Source organism: Myxosarcina sp. GI1 (genome assembly GCF_000756305.1).
Taxonomy (GTDB): Bacteria; Cyanobacteriota; Cyanobacteriia; order Cyanobacteriales; family Xenococcaceae; genus Myxosarcina.
In genome coordinates, this window is the sequence record NZ_JRFE01000025.1 from 96524 (window position 1) to 114515 (window position 17992).

The 17992-nt window shown below is 40.0% G+C and carries 17 protein-coding genes; 11 read left to right on the forward strand and 6 right to left on the reverse strand.

The annotated features are described in order from the left end of the window. The first annotated feature begins 156 nt into the window (after window positions 1-156). Complete coding sequence (locus KV40_RS19965) at window positions 157-537, forward strand: hypothetical protein (RefSeq protein WP_036485335.1); 381 nt, start codon at window positions 157-159, stop codon at window positions 535-537. Here the strand turns inward: KV40_RS19965 and KV40_RS19970 are convergent, their stop codons facing one another. Next, the gene (locus tag KV40_RS19970; RefSeq protein ID WP_036485337.1) at window positions 538-1335 is read right to left on the reverse strand and encodes a methyltransferase domain-containing protein; all 798 of its coding nucleotides are present in this window, start codon (window positions 1333-1335) and stop codon (window positions 538-540) included. 51 nt (window positions 1336-1386) lie between these two features. Beyond that, window positions 1387-2406, reverse strand: a complete 1020-nt coding sequence (gene bioB / locus KV40_RS19975) for a biotin synthase BioB (RefSeq protein WP_036485339.1) — start codon at window positions 2404-2406, stop codon at window positions 1387-1389. Between the two features lie 112 nt (window positions 2407-2518). Between bioB and blaOXA the strand changes: the two genes are divergently transcribed. Both blaOXA and KV40_RS19985 read left to right on the forward strand, forming a co-directional pair. Then, window positions 2519-3346, forward strand: a complete 828-nt coding sequence (gene blaOXA, locus KV40_RS19980; protein WP_036485341.1) for a class D beta-lactamase — start codon at window positions 2519-2521, stop codon at window positions 3344-3346. 261 nt (window positions 3347-3607) lie between these two features. Then, window positions 3608-4021 carry a DUF29 domain-containing protein gene (locus KV40_RS19985; protein ID WP_036485343.1) on the forward strand — a complete coding sequence of 138 codons (414 nt, stop codon included), beginning with the start codon at window positions 3608-3610 and terminating at the stop codon, window positions 4019-4021. A 70-nt stretch (window positions 4022-4091) separates the two neighbouring features. Here KV40_RS19985 and KV40_RS19990 read toward each other — a convergent pair whose 3' ends face one another. Then, window positions 4092-4361, reverse strand: a complete 270-nt coding sequence (locus KV40_RS19990) for an FmdB family zinc ribbon protein (RefSeq protein WP_036485345.1) — start codon at window positions 4359-4361, stop codon at window positions 4092-4094. Window positions 4362-4421: 60 nt separating this feature from the next. Then, a complete protein-coding gene (gene fmdA, locus KV40_RS19995) occupies window positions 4422-5618 on the reverse strand; it encodes a formamidase (RefSeq protein WP_036485347.1) in 1197 nt (398 codons plus the stop codon). 661 nt (window positions 5619-6279) lie between these two features. Between fmdA and KV40_RS20000 the strand changes: the two genes are divergently transcribed. The 5 genes from KV40_RS20000 (at window position 6280) to urtE (ending at window position 11346) form a co-directional block, all read left to right on the forward strand. After that, a complete protein-coding gene (locus tag KV40_RS20000) occupies window positions 6280-7650 on the forward strand; it encodes an ABC transporter substrate-binding protein (RefSeq protein WP_036485348.1) in 1371 nt (456 codons plus the stop codon). Window positions 7651-7784: 134 nt separating this feature from the next. After that, window positions 7785-8735, forward strand: coding sequence for an urea ABC transporter permease subunit UrtB (gene urtB, locus KV40_RS20005; RefSeq protein ID WP_036485351.1), 951 nt, complete (start codon window positions 7785-7787; stop codon window positions 8733-8735). A gap of 75 nt (window positions 8736-8810) precedes the next feature. After that, window positions 8811-9884: an urea ABC transporter permease subunit UrtC gene (gene urtC, locus KV40_RS20010; RefSeq protein WP_036485353.1), complete on the forward strand. Its 1074-nt coding sequence runs from the start codon at window positions 8811-8813 to the stop codon at window positions 9882-9884. A gap of 18 nt (window positions 9885-9902) precedes the next feature. After that, complete coding sequence (gene urtD / locus KV40_RS20015; RefSeq protein ID WP_036485355.1) at window positions 9903-10658, forward strand: urea ABC transporter ATP-binding protein UrtD; 756 nt, start codon at window positions 9903-9905, stop codon at window positions 10656-10658. Further along, window positions 10645-11346: an urea ABC transporter ATP-binding subunit UrtE gene (urtE, locus tag KV40_RS20020; protein WP_036485357.1), complete on the forward strand. Its 702-nt coding sequence runs from the start codon at window positions 10645-10647 to the stop codon at window positions 11344-11346. Before urtD ends, urtE begins: the two co-directional genes overlap by 14 nt. A 174-nt stretch (window positions 11347-11520) precedes the next feature. On the opposite strand, the gene KV40_RS20025 is transcribed toward urtE, so the two are convergent. Then, complete coding sequence (locus tag KV40_RS20025; RefSeq protein ID WP_036485360.1) at window positions 11521-12708, reverse strand: acyl-CoA dehydrogenase family protein; 1188 nt, start codon at window positions 12706-12708, stop codon at window positions 11521-11523. Window positions 12709-12904: 196 nt separating this feature from the next. Continuing rightward, window positions 12905-14050 carry a glycosyltransferase gene (locus KV40_RS20030; RefSeq protein WP_036485367.1) on the reverse strand — a complete coding sequence of 382 codons (1146 nt, stop codon included), beginning with the start codon at window positions 14048-14050 and terminating at the stop codon, window positions 12905-12907. Window positions 14051-14675: 625 nt separating this feature from the next. Between KV40_RS20030 and rfbF the strand changes: the two genes are divergently transcribed. From rfbF to KV40_RS20045, 3 genes are all read left to right on the forward strand, one after another. Further along, window positions 14676-15530 carry a glucose-1-phosphate cytidylyltransferase gene (gene rfbF, locus KV40_RS20035; RefSeq protein ID WP_036485369.1) on the forward strand — a complete coding sequence of 285 codons (855 nt, stop codon included), beginning with the start codon at window positions 14676-14678 and terminating at the stop codon, window positions 15528-15530. Next, entirely contained in the window at window positions 15454-16497 is a 1044-nt protein-coding gene (locus tag KV40_RS20040) for an NAD(P)-dependent oxidoreductase (protein ID WP_072013858.1), read from the forward strand. The genes rfbF and KV40_RS20040 overlap by 77 nt, the downstream gene beginning before the upstream one ends. Window positions 16498-16598: 101 nt before the next feature. Next, window positions 16599-17831 carry a class I SAM-dependent methyltransferase gene (locus KV40_RS20045; RefSeq protein ID WP_036485374.1) on the forward strand — a complete coding sequence of 411 codons (1233 nt, stop codon included), beginning with the start codon at window positions 16599-16601 and terminating at the stop codon, window positions 17829-17831. Window positions 17832-17992: the final 161 nt, after the last annotated feature.

The window sequence follows — 17992 nt, forward strand, 5'->3', positions numbered from 1 at the left end:
TTAATATTATAGTTACTTAGATTGTATTTTATCGGTTCTGGCGATCGCTTCAGCCATTTTTGTACCTCATACCTTATAAACATGTTTTTGAGTTAGCAAAGCTATAAAGATAAATAATTAGCCGTGCAAGCACATAATATAAACAAAAACTACTAAATGAATAATGACTTTGAACGAATAAACAAAATTGCTAATCAAACCAACATTAATGATTTCAGAATTGAGCAATATAACTCTGTTAATTTGATACTTACTGGCAGTTTTGATTTTGCTTATTATTACCAAGTCAAAGTAACTTTTTTTGAAGTAAGTTATATTTCCCTACCTACTGATTTTAGTTATCCAATATTTAGAGTGGCAAATGAAAGTGAGATTGCAAACATTTCCAAGCAAATAGCTTTATATCCAGAAGACATAGTTTACTGTATAGAAGCTGAAACAAGTACTAGTATTAAGCGCATACTATTCTTCATAGTTGCCGAAGGTATGGAAGTAGTAGAAGAATTAGTAAAATTCGATTGGACTTACAAAAAATAATTAGTGTTGACCGACAACACCTACAGTAGCAACATAAATAGCCCAAAAACTAGAATCTTCTGCAAATTGACAATAGTTTTTTATATCTTCTTCGCTAGCTTTGCCAGTAGCAAGATATTTTTCTCTCAATTGCGTTGCCGACATGTTCATCATTGTTGCTACGTTAGAACCACCATTGACTATAGGAACGTCATTTTCTACTGTATGTATCTGCAAGCCGAGTTGCTGAAACATAGAAGGTAATAGAACACCTAGAGAATAATTTAAGTCGCGATCGCTAAACATTTGACGAATAGCTTGATTCACCCTATCTACAGCCTGACAGTCTTGCTTATTACCGTAAATCGCTCTGGTAGCGGAAAAATCTGGTTCTTCAACTACTAACCAACCTCCAGGTTTTAGTAAATTTAATATTCTCGATAAAGCTACCCGAAAATCTGCGAGGTGAATTAAAACGTTGCGGACATGAATTAGATCGAATGAATTTTTAGTTAAAGATAAATTTGGATTGCGAATATCATCTCTAATAATTTCTACATTAGGTAGTGATATATCTTCTATAAAGCGAGTGTCGATATCTACGGCAATAACTCTACCAGACGAGCCAACAATTTCTGACATCGATCTAACTATCGATCCCGCACCCGCACCTACTTCCAAGCACTGCCAACCTGTTGTAATACCTGTAGCTAAAATTAGACGCTTACTAAGAGGATCGCAAACTTTCTCTAGCAACCTGAGCCGTTCTAGTTCGGAGTTAAGTTGAGTATCGGTAAAGACATACTTATTTTCTGACATTGAAGCCACCCTATTACCATGTTTTTTAGCTAGCGATCGCTAAAAAAATATTTAACCTGCTACCGAAACATACTCTTCTAAAACAGATCCATCTGGTGCTTCTAAGACAAATCCCGCATCGTGAATCATTTCTAGGTCTGCGCGTGCTGCTTGTCCTGCGGTGGTTAGATAGTCACCGACAAAAATAGAGTTGGCTGGATACAGTCCTAAAGGCTGGAGCGATCGCAAGTGAACTTCTCTACCCCCAGCAATTCTAATTTCCTGAGAGGGCAGAATAAAGCGGAACAGGCATAAAATTCGCAAACAGCGACGGGGATTTAATTGGTTGACATCGGCTAGGGGAGTTCCTGCAATGGGAATTAAGAAATTGATCGGTACACTGGTGACGTTTAACTCTCTGAGGGCATACGCCAAATCTATAATATCGTCGTCAGCTTCGTTCATGCCGACAATACCGCCAGAACAGGTAGTAATACCTGCGGCTTGCACGTTTTTAATCGTGGCGACGCGATCGCGATAGGTATGAGTGCTGCAAATATTATCGTGATGATTTTCGGAGGTGTTGAGGTTATGGTTGACTCGATCTACTCCTACTGCTGCCAAACGCTGCGTTTGTGACTCGCTCAATAGTCCCAAACAGGCACAAATTTTTAAATCATGTTTGGCTTTAACGGCTTTAAATGCCTCTAATACATTAGCAAATACCGTTTCAGAAGGCGATCGCCCCGAAATCGCCATACAAAACGTTCCCGCTTTTAGTTCGGCTGCGCGATCTGCGGCTTTGACGATTTTTTCTTTAGCTAGTAAAGGATATTTATCAATCTCGGCACCAGAAATTTTTGACTGAGAACAATAGTTGCAGTCTTCCTGACACAAGCCACTTTGAGCATTAAGTAAGAAATGCAGTCTGACGCGATCGCCCCAATAATGATGCCGAACCTGATAAGCGGCAGCTAACTGTTCTAACAACACCGTATCGGGTGCCTGTAAAATAGCCTTGGCAGTGGCGCGATCGATTAATTCGCCAGCGAGAGAAGTTGCTGCTATGGCATTAAATGATAGTTGAGTCATGGCGATCGCGTTAATCTGTTGCAGAGGACAAATATTTATTGTTCTACACAATAGATAAGCTTGTCAAAATACCCAAATAAATTTATAGATTATTTCAATTGGAGGAGTAACTATGAAAAAACTGTTGAGTCTTTTATTATTGGCAATCTTGGCTATATTAGGCAGTTGGTTGGTAACAGAACATCGAGTTTATTCTCAAGAACCCGAACTGCAACAAATGGTTAATTTTAGGCGACATTTCCAGCAATTAGGGATTGATGGTTCGATTATTATTTATGACCTTAATGGCGATTTTGTCTACGAACACAACCCCAACCGCAACAATTCTGCTTTTCTACCTGCATCTACCTACAAAATTCCCAATTCTTTAATTGCCTTAGAAACGGGAGTAATAAAAGACGATGTGGCTGTTCTTACTTGGGATGGCATAGAAAGAGGTTTTAATGGTTCCTTTATAGAAGAATGGAATCAAGATTTAAATATTCGTTTGGCTTTTCAATATTCTGCTGTCTGGTTTTATCAAGTGCTAGCACGTAAAATCGGACATCAAAGAATGCAGAATTTTGTCAATCAAATAGAATACGGCAATCAAAATATTGGTAGCCCAGAAGATATCGATCGCTTTTGGCTAGAGGGAGAATTACGAATTACTCCCAAGCAGCAAATTGATTTTCTGCGTCGTCTATATCAAAATAATTTGCCTTTTTCTCAGAGGACTATAGATATAGTTAAAGATATTGCAATTGTCGAACAAACACCTAATTACACACTTCGAGGCAAAACGGGATGGGCAAGTAACGTAGGTTGGTATGTAGGTTACTTAGAACAAGATGATAACGTTTATTTCTTTGCTACTAATCTAGATATGAAATCGGAAATCGACCCCGCAGCCAGGATAGAAGTTACTCGACTCTGTTTACAAGATCTTGGATTGCTGTAGTTTTTATTCCTATTTATTAATGTCAGCTTATTAATGTCAGCGAAGAAAGATAGAGTAGGTAATTTGGTATAATATGTACACAAAAAGAACTCAAACTATTGACCAAGGCTGTAGTCGCTTTAAAAAATAACGTCGATCGCGATCGCGAAAATAACGAAGCGCAGCGACAAATTTTAATTAGAGATTTACAAATACAACTATAGTAAATTGAAATTAATTTTTTAAAACATAGCCGACCGAACTTGTTTAAAGATAACAGCGATGAAGATAAAAATTGAGCGCGATGAATGGCTGGAAATGCAGATTGCTGCTTTGCGATCGCGCTCCTTCAATACATTAGATGTAGAAAATTTAATTGAGGAACTAGAAGAGTTGGTAAGGGGAGATAAAGCAGCGGTAGAAAGCTTTACCTACCAAATAATTTTACATTTACTGTTAATCGATTACTGGATCGAGGAATCTGAGTGGAACCGCCGTCACTGGCGATCTGAAATAGTTAATTTTCAATTTCAACTAAGCAATAAACTGACTACCAATCTAACCAAAGCGTTGGGCGATCGCCTCGACTATATCTACAGCAGAGCTTTAAAGGGTGCAATTAAAAAAACGGAATTACGCGATCGTTTTCCTAAAAGCAGACCTTATTCATTAGCAACGATAATTGGCGAAGATTAATATAAAGAGTAGATTTGGATAAAGAACTGAGAGAAATGATACAAAGTCTTACTAATATCTTGTAATTTTACTAATGTGAAACCATCCAAGGTCTACTGCTAGCCGCACTCTGCAAACGGGGTTTTGCTGGTTCTCTAGCTTCTTGTTTGACTAATCTTGGTTCTTTAGATTTTCCAATTGACGACAGACTACCAGAGTTGAGATTGACGTTAGGTACGGAAAAAATTTTAGATGCGGCTTTGCCACAGTTGGGACAGTCTATGGGTGAATTATATTCGGCTAAACTGCGTAAAGCCTCAAATTCTCCGCAGTTATTACAGCGAAATTCATATATCGGCATATTTTTTAATTAATATTGGCAGTCGGTTGGGCAAAGCAGTGCCTTGCCCGTACTAAAAATTTAGGTCGGTAAAATATTCTTATCGAAGATTGCCGTAGGTAAAGCTAGGGTACAGCAGGCGTTGGGAATGTCTACTATACCGCTAACCCTTCCTTCTACTGGCGCACAACTGAGTAACAGATAAGCTTGTTCTCCAGTAAAGCCAAACTTTTTCAGATATTCGATCGCATTTAAGCAAGCGCGACGATAGGAAACGTGTGCGTCGAGATAATACTGTTCGCCACTAAATTCATCTACGGAGATGCCTTCAAAAATCAAATATTCTGAGTATTGCGGTTCTACGGGACCTGGTTTAAAAATAGGGTTAACCATGCCGTATTTTTCCACACCGCCTTTGATAATATCTACGTGCAGGTCGATATAACCAGACATTTCGATCGCGCCACAGAAAGAAATCTCGCCATCACCCTGAGAAAAGTGAATGTCTCCCATTGACAAGTTAGCACCGTCTACATATACGGGGAAGTAAATTTTAGAACCCTTAGACAGATTTTTAATATCGCAGTTACCGCCGTGTTCTCTAGGAGGGACTGTACGGGCAGCTTCGGCAGCGACGCGATCGAATTCCGAACTTTTAAGGGTACCTAAAACGGCTTGTTCTGGGTTTGGTAGGGCGGCTAGAGGCGGAATTTGCGGTTTCCAAGGTGGTACGCCTTCGTTACCTTTGTCTACTAAAGCTTTTTCCCGTTTGTTCCATGTCTGCAACAATTCCATTGACGGGGCGCAGCCAATTAAGCCTGGATGGGTAATTCCTGCAAACTGCACTCCTGGAATATGACGCGAACTAGTGTATATACCCTGAAGATCCCAGCAGGCTTTAGCAGCTTGGGGGAAGTGGTCGGTTAAAAACCCGCCGCCGTTCTCTCTAGAAAAAATGCCTGTAAAACCCCACTCATCCCCAGGTAACGCGCCGATATCTAGTAAATCTACAACTAAAATATCTCCTGGTTCTGCACCTTCGACGCGAATCGGACCACTGAGAACGTGGACTATGTTTAAATCTACTTTTTCGATGTCGCCAGGATCGTCATTATTGGCAATCTGCCCGTCTGTCCAGTCCTTGCACTCAATCCGAAAGACATCTCCTGGTTTGACTGAAACTACTGCGGGAATGTCGGGATGCCAGCGATTGTGTCCTGGAACATCCTGCTCTGCCATTGGTTTGGTTAAGTCTACTTTGAAGAGAGTTTCTGGCATATTTTGACACTTGCTGTTGTAGGTTTATCGAGCTGCTAAAGCAATATTTTTGAGTACAAAATAGCACTCTATCAATAACATTTTACTAAATTACAGTTGCTTTTATCTTAAATACAATTAAATTTGCATTTAGATTAATAATTTAACTCTATTATTGTAAAAATATTTTTTAAGCTTTGAGCAACAGTATTACTTTTAAAAACATATAGTTTCTCTTTTTGAGAAAATAAAAAGTAAAAATAGCTACAAAATTCTTCGTCAACCAAACTTTTAGCCAAAAATAATAGTTAAATAGCTTATTATCGACTGTAATCCTTAAATACAGGTAAACTTTGGTAACAGAATTATCATAAAAAAAGACCTTATAAAAATGAGTTTTTTGTATTAAAAGTTACAAAATGAAGAACGCTGCAAGTATATTCTGTCTGTCTAGAGATAGATAATTGTCTCTAATTTTGCGATGCAAGTGTTTTAAAAGAGGTGTAATCTATGCAGTTCGATCGTATTTTAACTCTACCAAAGTCAATTAAGGCATAGTTAGTGACTATTAGCTTATCTATAAAGTCGCTAGTCGCGATCGCCATAATTACTCAAACATTTGACATTTATAACTAACATCTATTCAATCGCAACATCATTAATTTTTTAAACAGTTAAATTCATGAACAAACCAAATCGCTCTCCAATATTTGGCGGTTACAGTCGTCGTAAATTTATTAAATATGGTTCTTTAGCGGTAGGTACTGGTATTCTTGCTGCCTGTTCTGGAGGTGCTACCAGTACGGGAGACGAAGACTTAGGCGAAAATCCGATTAAAGTAGGGGTAATGTACTCGACTACTGGCACGATCGCCATTGTGGAAAAATCTTTACAGGATGCCACTTTCCTCGCACTAGAACAAATTAATACTAACACTGGTCCCTGGGAAGGTAATGGTGAAGGAATCGAAGGCAGAAAGATTCAGAAGGTAGTGGTAAATCCAGACTCCAACTGGGATTTATACAACCAAATGTCCAAACGCCTGATTGACGAAGATCAGGTAGTGTGCGTTTTAGGCTGTTATACTTCTGCCAGCCGTAAGTCAGTATTGCCAGTTTTTGAAGAAAAAGATTCAATTTTATACTATCCCGTATATTACGAGGGTAACGAATGTAGCTCCAACGTCTTCTATACTGGTGCCGCGCCAAACCAGCAAATTACCGACTCGATTCCCTACTGCTACGAAAACTTTGGTCCTAGAGGATTCTTTATCGGTTCGGACTATATCTATCCTAAAGAAAGTAACCGTATCGCTAAAGCAGAACTAGAAACCGCAGGTGGTACCGTAGTTGGAGACGAATATGCAGCTTTGGGAACTACCGAATTTATCACCATCATCAACAAAATCAAGCAAGCCAAACCAGATTTTGTCCTCAGTAACCTGGTAGGTGATAGTATTCCTGCTTTTTACCGCCAGTATAAAGATGCGGGGATTACTGCCGACCAGATTCCCATCATGGCTTATCCCACTACCGAAGAAGAGATTCAGGCAATGGGACCCGAATATGCAGAAGGACACTATACTAGCTTTAACTATTTCCAAACTGTAGATACCCCAGAAAATAAAGCTTTTGTACAACAGTTTAAAGAAAAATTTGGTGATAGCCGCGTTACCAACGGGGTAATGGAAGCTGCTTATCTGCAAACCTTCTTTATGGCACAGGCAATGCAGAAAATTCTCAAAGAGGGCGGAGAAATCAACACCAAAACTTTAAGAGAGGCAACTAGAGGACAAACCTTTAACGCACCTCAAGGTCTGGTAAAAATTGACCCCGAAAACTATCACACCTATCTCTATTCTCGTATCGGAAAGTGGGGTTCCGACGGACAAGCCGAGATTGTTTTTTCTACACCAGCGGCAGTCAAACCAATTCCCTGGAGTCAAGTTCTCTACAAAGGTCGTACCTGCGTTCACGGCTCTCCCGACGGTCGTGAAAATCCCATTAAGGAAACGGGTAAAGATTTAGAAACTAAATATCTAGAGAAAACCTAGAATATTTCGGTTATCGGCAATTTATTACTTAAAAATGCCATACATCTTCGACCGTGAAAAAATGTTTGCTGATAACCGATTTTTTAAAACTTACAACTAATAATTGTTTACCAAGTAATCGATAATTCAAAAATATGTACTTCTATTTATCCCCTGTTTACTACCTGGCACAAGAAGCAGCAGAGGGGTTTAGCGTTGTCGCATTAGCCAATCAGTTGGTTAACGGTATTGGTATTGTCGGTATTTTGTTGCTGACTGGTTTGGGTTTGGCAATTACCTTTGGGGTAATGCGAATTATTAACCTGGCACACGGCGAATTTATCATGCTGGGAGCGTATACTACCTTTGTCTTGCAGTCGGCTTTTAATCTGGATTTGCTGCTGACAATTCCTTTTGCCTTTATTATTACTGCGGCGATCGGTGCTTTAGTAGAAATAAGCATTATCAGGCGTTTGTACGGTCGTCCCTTAGAAACTTTGTTAGCAACCTGGGGTTTGAGTATCGTTTTACAAGGGGTAATCAAATTAATTTTTACCGCTCAACTTAAATACGTTAGATCGCCTTCCTATATTTCGGGTAACTTGACCTTACTTAAAGATGCTCAAGGTACTCCTACCGTTGCCATTTCTTATTACCGCCTATTTATCGTAATCGTAGCTCTCGCTTTGCTGGCTCTAACGGGTTATTTACTATACAGAACCAACTTGGGTCGTCAGGTAAGAGCCGTGACTCAAAATCGCAGTATGGCGCAATGTCTGGGTGTAAATACCAGTTTGGTCGATATGGCTACCTTTGCTTATGGCTGTGGTTTGGCAGGTGTTGCAGGGGCGGTTATTTCTTCTTTAAAAAGCGTTGCGCCGCCAATGGGACAAGATTACCTCGTCGATGCCTGGATGACAGTGGTAACAGGAGGTGTAGACCGTCTGGTTGGAGTATTAGCAGGTGCTTTTCTGATTGGCGAATCGAATGCAACTATTGCCTATCTGCTCAACGATCCTACTGCCAGAGTTATCGTGCTTTTTGCCGTAATTATTTTAATTCGCTACAAGCCAGAAGGCTTATTTTCCATTCAGAAGCGAGGATAATTTTTTATTTGTAGGGTGCGTTTCGCGAAACGTCCCCTACGAATTGCCCATAAATAATTTTTTATTAGAGAAACTATGACCCAAACTATCGGTGTTGCCCAAAAATCTAAAACCCCTACCAAGCTAGCCATAGTTACGGCAATTATTTTTATTATTATGGCGATTTTGCCGTTTTTTATCGGTAATTTTCAAACTTCTTTACTCTCTAAGCTATTACTATTCGGTACTCTAGCAGTATCTCTCGATCTGGTTTGGGGCTTTACGGGAATTCTAAGTTTTGCTCACGGGGTATTTTTTACCCTGGGTGGCTACGCTATGGCTTATTATCTCAAGCTAAATCTCTCTGCCGAGGCTAATACTTACGGCGTGGCGTTACCAGATTTTATGGTTTGGAATGGCTTGGAGAAACTACCCTGGTTTATCGCTCCCTTACAGTATTTTATCGTTGCCGCGATCGCTATGGTGGCAGTTCCTGCTATATTTGCTTATTTAATTGGTTGGTTTATTTTTCGCTCTAAAGTAAGCGGCGTTTACATTACAATTATTACCCTGGCGATTTCTTCAGCGTTAACTACCTTTTTTGTCAGTCAGCAAGCATACACGGGCGGTACCAACGGTATTACCGACGTTTCCGAACTGAGTATTTTTGGTGCCAATATTCCTTTAATTGGCTTGTATTGGATGATTCTCATTTTTACCACTGCGGTGTTAATCGGTAGCTGGTGGTTGACTCAATCTAACTTTGGCTTAATTTTGCGATCGATTAAAGAAAACGAAAATCGGATTTCTTTTTTAGGCTACGACGTTGCTAGCTTCAAAATTTTTATCTGGACGCTATCGGCAGGAATTGCAGGGATTACTGGGGGTTTATTCGTGCCTCTCAACAGATTTATTTCCCCCGTTTATTTAGCCGTAGCCTTTGGTACCCAGGTAGTTATTTGGGTAGCAATTGGCGGTAGGGGGACTCTAATTGGACCTTTAGTGGCGGCAATTTTATTGGGACAAATTCAAAATTCTGCCGAACAGGTTACTCAAGATTGGCAGTTAATTGTGGGAATACTGTTGTTGATCGTAGTGTTATTTATTCCCGATGGTCTGGTTGGCTCAATCGTTAACTTGTTCGATCGCAAGTCTGCTAGAGCAAAATAAGCACAATAGGTACTAACTATGAACTCTATTCTCTCGGTTAAAGATTTACAGGTAGTCTTTTCGGGTTTCAAAGCTCTAAAAGGTGTCAACTTAGAAGTAAGCGATCGCGAAATTGTCACGATTATCGGTCCTAACGGTGCTGGCAAAAGTACTCTTCTCGATGCGATCGTCTCTAAATCTCCCGTCGCTGCGGGACACGTTTACTATCAGGGTAAAGACATCACTAATAAAACACCCTATGAAATTGCCCGTATGGGTATCGGTCGCAAATTTCAAAACCCCAACGTCTATAACGAATTGACCGTCTTTGAAAATATCCTACTGGCTCTCAAAGGCAGTCATGGTATTTTATCCTCAATTACTGCCAAATTAACCAAAGCCAAAAAAGACCGCATTATCGATATTCTCGATCGCATCAGGTTACTAGAATATGCTGGAAACAAAGTCGGCTCTCTTTCTCACGGACAAAAACAGTGGATCGAAATTGGGATGACTATCGCTCAAGATCCTGCCGTGGTCTTATTAGACGAACCCACCGCAGGTATGACTCCCGAAGAAACTAGAGCTACAGGAGAAATTATTCGCGATATTGCCCATCATCATGCGGTTATCGTCATCGAACACGATATGGAATTTGTCAAACAAATTGCCGAACGTATTATCGTGCTGCATCAGGGAGCAAAATTAGCTGAAGGTACGGTAACGGAAATCCAAAACAACCCCGAAGTAATTAAAGTTTATTTAGGAAGAGAAAAAATCGATGTCGCTGCTTGAACTTAAAAACGTTACTGCTGGCTACGGTCAAACACCTGTATTGTTCGATGTCAATATGATTGTCAATAAGGGTGATATGGTTTGTTTGTTGGGTCGTAATGGTGTTGGTAAAACTACATTGTTACGTAGCATCATCGGACTAAACAAGTTGACTCAGGGTAGCCTGTTTTTTAAAGACAAAAATATTGCTAAAGAACCTACTTATAAAAGAGCGCGTTACGGTATTGCCTATATTCCCCAGGGTAGAGAAATTATTCCCTATCTTTCGGTTTTAGACAACCTAAAGTTAGGCTTTAGTGCTAGCGGTAAGAGCAGCAAGCGAATTCCTTCAGAGATCTTTGAATTTTTCCCCATGCTCAAAGAACATCTCAAGCGACAGGGAGGTCTACTTAGCGGCGGACAACAGCAGCAACTAGCGATCGCCAGAGGACTGATGTGCAATCCCCAGGTGATGTTACTTGATGAGCCTACAGAGGGAATTCAGCCTTCAATCGTACAGGAAATTGAGGAAACTTTACTAAGAATTAACCGCGAAAAGGGCATTACCGTCATCGTCGTCGAACAGAAAATCGATTTTGCCCGTCAGTTAGCTCAAAAGTTCTTCATCATGGATAAAGGCGCAATTATGGCTAGGGGCGATACTAGCGAGCTAACCGATTCTTTAGTGCATAAGTACTTAACTGTTTAGCTCAATACTTCTTGGATAAGCAAATTAATCGAGATTGTTAGTAAAGAAAAGGTGTACGGTAAAACGAATAAAGAATATACTTAATACCTTTACCCCTTACCTTTTTCCTTTTCCCATTCTTCATAAATCGAATTGAATCGTCAAATAAGAAGTATTGCTGTTTAGCTAAAATACCTACGAATATTGCGAAGGAGTGGGAAAAATATCATTGAGCAACCAGTTACCAACATCGCGAAGTTTGTAATCTACAGGATCGTGGAGAGTAAAGGTACGTAAATCGCGCCAGTAGCGATCGAATCCATAACGCTCCGCAGTAGCTCTAGCTCCCGTAACTTCAAAGATACGATTAGTTACCTCTAAACCTGCTTTAGCGGCAAAAGCTTTAGCAGCAGAAACGGCGATCGCAATTTCCCCTCTTTCCTCAAAAGTCAATTTAATGCTTTTTTGCCATCCGCGATCGATTTTTTGTGCCGCTCGTTCGGCTAGTGCGATCGCCGCCTGAAGTTCCGTCCACAACTCTCCATAGTGATGTAGGATAAAAGGATCGTTAGCAGCTTTATCGACTCCAGAACTCATCCAAGGACGGGTATTAGTTAAAGTATATTTTCTAGCCGCTTCTAAAGCACCTTCAGCAATACCCAGATAAACAAAAGTCTTAGAAAGCTGCGCTACCAAAAAAATTAGCGTTGGGAAGGCACTTTCTGGTGCTAGTGGCGGACCTAAGATCTCTTCTGGAGCGACACTGACATTATTAAACGTATAGCTACCACTAACGGTTCTTCGCTGTCCCATATTGTGCCAATCATAATTGTAGGTAGTACCCGTTCTGTCTTTGGGCAGCACAAATATAATCGGAGCTTCAACACCTTCTCGGATGGCAGCAATGACGTTAAGATCGCCTATCGCTACTCCCGTACCAAAACTTTTAATCCCGTTAACTAGATAGTTATTGCCATCGGGAGTAATCTTGAGACGAGCATCTCGACCATTAAGGGCATTAGCCCAAAACAAATTTTGTTCGCTAGTAAGTCGATAGAACTTTTCTGCTTGTCCTGCTCTACCAATTACCTCTCCCAAAACAGCTAACGTAACGTGATTGGTATAAAGTTGCCCTAAAGAACCATCCGCTTTGGACAGGGTTTGAACAACTTTGTATGTTTCCGTCCACGTTGCACCAATGCCACCATACTCTTGAGGAACTGAAAGCAACAGCAGTCCCGATTTTTTTAATAGCTCGATTTCCTCTTGAGGAATTCCACCCAGGCGATCGCGCTCTAAAGCATTAACAGCTAGGGCTTGAGAAACTTCGGCAGCAATAGTTTGATAGTCTAAATTTTTTTTTGATTCTAATACTCGTACCATAATTAATTTTGCCTATACAGATCGACTTGACTTGTAATTTATGCGGCGAGCGAGAACAAGTCGGGATGCAATCGAGAATAAATCGGGACAACGTCTAAAAATAAGCCCAAAAGCTTAGTTTTAGGACTTATTTTTTTTATTAAAATTAAATATTATTTATTCAAATGCTGAAAAATCACGCTGTTATTAATACAGATTAAACAGTAACTTCAGCTAAAATATCTTTTGCTAACTGTTGCAGATATTTTTCTCTTGCCAGCATTGCCGAGGTGGGTTTGAGATCGAAAGTAGCAATCATATCTCGCCAGCGGTACATCCAGTCATGTTTGAGCAGAGAATTAGCTACATTTTGACGGCGAATTTTATCCAGTCGTTCGGGCTGGCGATCGAGCTCGGCAAGCGCATCTACAATGTCGCGCTCAGAAAGATCGACTCTAACTATGGCATCTTCCCAGTCAAAATAACGGGGAAAAGCCTCTCCAGCAGGTGGCATTCCTACCATTACCGTTCCTGCTGCCGCACCTTCAAAAAAACGATAGCCAATTTCTTGAGTCCCTCCAGTTTCCTGGCTAGAGTTAAATTTAGCGTAGTAAGTAATGTTATAGCGGCTTCTTTTAAACAGACTTATTAACTTAGCCCGATGTTCTTGAGAATGTTCGATAAATAGCTGCTGTTTTTTAACCGTGTCGTAGTAGTAAAAAAAGTTGTTTTCCCGTGAATGCCGATATAAAGAAGCATGTATTTGTGGCGATCGCCTGCCGACATAACAAACATCGATCGCCCTTTGGGGAGGATTTGGATATGGTGAAAATGCCAGAGTGTCTACAGCAGGAGGCACATAGGTTACGGGACGAGCGATAAGTTTACTCAGTTGCCTGGTTAAGTGAGTAACCCCCAGAAAAATACGATCGAAGTTTTGCCAGGGTTCTTTAAGTAATCGCCAGTTGTTTAAATCTGGCTGCCACATCTCGGCAATATAACAAGCAGAATAACGACATTTTTCTCGCCAATTGGCGATCGCATCTAGTAAGTGCATTTGCCAGGGGTTATCGAGAACGGCAAACAAAAGATCGTATTCTCGGTTTAAAGTTAGCTCTTTAGGAAAAGGCGCGATCGCTCCAGCCCAACGATCCGAAACACTCAGATATTTAGTCGTACGATAAATTTTTCTCGGTAAAGCAAATTCTCTCACGGGTGCATACAAATCTGCCCCTTCTAGTTCGACCAGCAAATCTTCAAGCTCGTAAATACAGCAGTTAGCTGCCTGAAAGCGAAAACCGCGAACTGAAACTACTAAAATGCGCGATTTGCGATTGGGATTTAAAGAGAAATTAACCGACATACTAAGCAAACTCGATCGAAAAGTGACGACAGCTATTTTAATTTGGCTTTTTCAAAAAAGAAAAAATGATGTTTTTAGTTATACTAATACGCTAACACCTATTTAATTAGCATTAAATTATATATAACTTTAGTAAGCAAGCTTTAAAGCGACAGTTTGCAATTGCTAATAAAAAAATATTTCCATCCAAGTCAGAGGACGTATACTATACACTAATCGTGTTAGCGAATGCTAAAAACATATAAAAAGCAATAAACTCACACTAGTGCCAGTATAAGAGTTGGCACTCTTGCTTCCGCCTACTTCCACTAATTATTATAGTAATATTTGACTTTTTTTTGGCAAAGTTAAAACAATTGATAAAAATTCAAGAGGTCGCTTTACATTTTTTTTAAAGTTTGTAAAAAAAATAATTATCTTTATAGTGCAAAATAGACATTTATTTGTGCTTACATTGTCTCTTTTGACAAGCATTGTATTCGACAAACACAGGCGAATTTGCTTCATTAAATCTTTAAATTAGAAACTATCTTTAATAACTACAATATATAAAGTACTGATGAATTTTTGACAATTTGTCAGTAAAATTACTCAAGCTATTAATGCTCCTGAGGGAAGGAAAATTATGAAAGTAGCTATTCTTGCTGGTGGTTTGGGAACTCGTATTGCTGAAGAAACAGAAAATAAACCCAAACCAATGGTAGAAATTGGCGGTCAGCCAATTCTGTGGCACATTATGATGCATTACTATCAATATGGTTTTCAAGATTTTTGTATTGCTTTGGGCTATAAAGGTGCGGTAATTAAAAAATACATGGTAGATTATTGCGCCCTCAACAGTAACCTGACAGTAGGATTGCGTAACGGCAAAGTCAAAACTCATGGCGGTTATCAACTAGATTGGACGGTAGATTTAATAGATACGGGAGCGATGACTAATACGGGCGGAAGAATTAAGCGTCTAGCTCCTTATCTGGGCAATGAAACTTTTATGCTGACTTGGGGTGACGGAGTTTCCGATATTAATCTGCATGAATTGCTGGCTTTCCACCGCGCTCATGGTAAGTTAGCCACCCTAACTGCTGTTCGCCCTCCAGCACGCTTCGGACACCTGGAACTTGACGGCGAACAAATCGTCGAATTTTCGGAGAAGCCTCAAACTAAAGAAGGTTGGATTAATGGTGCTTTTTTCGTGCTAGAACCTGAAGTTTTCGACTACATCGACGACGATGAAACTCAATGGGAAAAACAACCTCTAGAAAGATTAGCTAGAGATGGTCAATTGATGGCATACAAGCATAATTCTTTCTGGCAATGTATGGATACCTTGCGAGACAAAAAACGTTTGGAAGCTTTATGGGCGAGCGGCAAAGCACCTTGGAAAACATGGGAGGATAGCAAATATGAAGGTACTATTAACTGGACACAAGGGTTACATCGGCACGATTCTGGTGCCAATGTTGATGGACAGAAAGTATGAGGTTGTCGGTTTAGATAGCGACCTTTACGAGCGCAGCACTTTTGGTGAGGGAATTAAAGATATTCCCGAATTGAAAAAAGACATTAGAGATATCGAACTTGACGATCTAACAGGGTTTGAAGCGATACTGCATTTAGCAGGGCTGTCTAACGATCCTTTAGGAAATCTCAATGCCCAATTAACTCACGAAATCAACCATCAAGCTTCGGTAAGATTGGCACAACTAGCAAAACAAGCGGGTGTTAGCCGCTTTATTTTTTCTTCTTCTTGCAGCAATTATGGTGCGGGTGGCGCAGACTGGCTTGACGAAAATTCTGAGTTTAATCCCGTTACTCCCTATGGTGTTTCCAAAGTCAATGTAGAACGAGATGTCAGCCAGCTAGCTGACGATAATTTCAGTCCTACTTTTCTGCGTAATGCAACTGCCTTTGGAGTTTCGCCTCGACTGCGTTTCGATTTAGTACTCAACAATTTAGTTGCCTGGGCTTTTACTAAAGGTTTGGTATATATTAAGAGCGATGGTACCCCCTGGCGACCGATCGTACATATAGAAGACATATCTAGAGCTTTTATTGCTGCTCTTGAAGCACCACGAGAACTGATTCACAATGAAGCTTTTAATGTGGGACGCAATGAAGATAATTATCAGATTCGGGAGTTAGCCGAAATTGTTAGAAATACAGTTTCTAACTGCCGTGTAGAATATGCCCCTAATGCAGGACCAGATAAACGCTGTTATCGAGTTGACTGTAGCAAAATCGCCGATACTTTAAACTTTCAACCTCAATGGGATGCTCGAAAAGGAGCAGAAGAGCTATATCAAGCGTATAAACGTGTCGGTTTGAGTTTGGAAGAGTTTGAAGGTTTTAAGTATCAAAGAATCGCACATATTAAATATTTAATTGGTAGTGGTCTACTAGATAACAATTTACGCTGGCAACACGAAACTTTAACTACGATTGCTTAAATACAGCCAAGTAGGCTGGTTAAAATATATCTATTTATATCTATTAATTTCAGCCTACTCAAACCGTACCTGGCTATTTTATAACTTGTAAACAAAATACTATGAATAGCGATCGCGCTACCTGTCTTTCCTGCGGATATGCAGCATTAGAAAATATTATTTCCTTTGGGTATACTCCTCTAGCAGACAATTTACTTACTCAAGAACAACTGAGTTTGCCAGAATATACCGCTCCCCTAGATCTAGCTTTTTGTCCTAACTGTTCGCTGGTACAAATTACTGAAATAGTGCCGCCAGAGATTCTGTTCGGGCAAGATTATCCTTATTTCTCTTCTGTTTCCGCCTCTTTGCTAGAGCATTTTGGCAACAGTGCGCGAAATCTAATTGAAACTAGAAAGTTAGACCATAACAGCTTGGTTGTCGAAGCAGCTAGTAACGATGGCTATATGCTACAAAACTTTAGCGATCGCGGCATTCGGGTATTGGGGATCGATCCCGCTCCCGAACCAGTAAAAGTGGCTCTGGATAAAGGAATTGATACTCTATGTACTTTTTTTGGTAAAGATTTAGCACTCAAACTCAAAACCGAGGGCAAGCAAGCAGATCTATTTTTAGCTAATAATGTTTTGGCTCACGTACCAGACCTTAACGGTTTTGTAGCAGGAATTGCTATTTTACTCAAAGATAGTGGCGTAGCAGTAATTGAAGCTCCTTACGTGGTCGATCTAGTTCGGCATTGTGAGTTTGATACTATCTATCACCAGCACTTATGCTACTTTTCGGTTACAGCTTTAGACAAATTATTTCGCCGTCATTCACTATATCTCAATCGGATTGAGAGAACTAAAATTCATGGTGGTTCTTTGCGGTTGTATATCGAACCCAAAGCTGCGATGGAAGATTCGGTTGAGTCTTTACTAGCAGAAGAACAAGAACTAGGAGTCAATCGCCTCGATTACTATCTTAATTTTGCTGAGATGGTTACGGCATTCAAATATTCTCTACTCGAAATTCTTTGGAACTTTAAAAAACAAGGGAAGAGAATAGTCGGCTACGGTGCTGCTGCCAAGGCAACTACTATGTTGAGTTATCTGGGAATTAATAAAGTTATTCTCGATTATGTTGTAGATTTAAACAAGTTTAAGCACGGTCGCTATATGGGAGTCAATCATTTACCCATTTTTCCGCCGTCCAAACTTTTAGAAGATAAGCCAGATTATGTTTTGATCCTGGCTTGGAATTTTGCCGATGAAATTATCAAACAGCAAGAAGAGTTTCGTAGCAATGGCGGTAAGTTTATCGTTCCAATTCCTACTCCTAAAATTATTGAATAAAATTTATAGCGTTTCTCATATTTGTAAGGTACAAATCTATACTGAGATCAGATCGCTCAAACCCCAGTGTCTGTAAAGAATGAGGTATATCTCATCCAAATGAAAATTGCTGTCCCTTACCAGTTTAAGAACCTCTATATATATTTTTGGTAGTCAGGTTT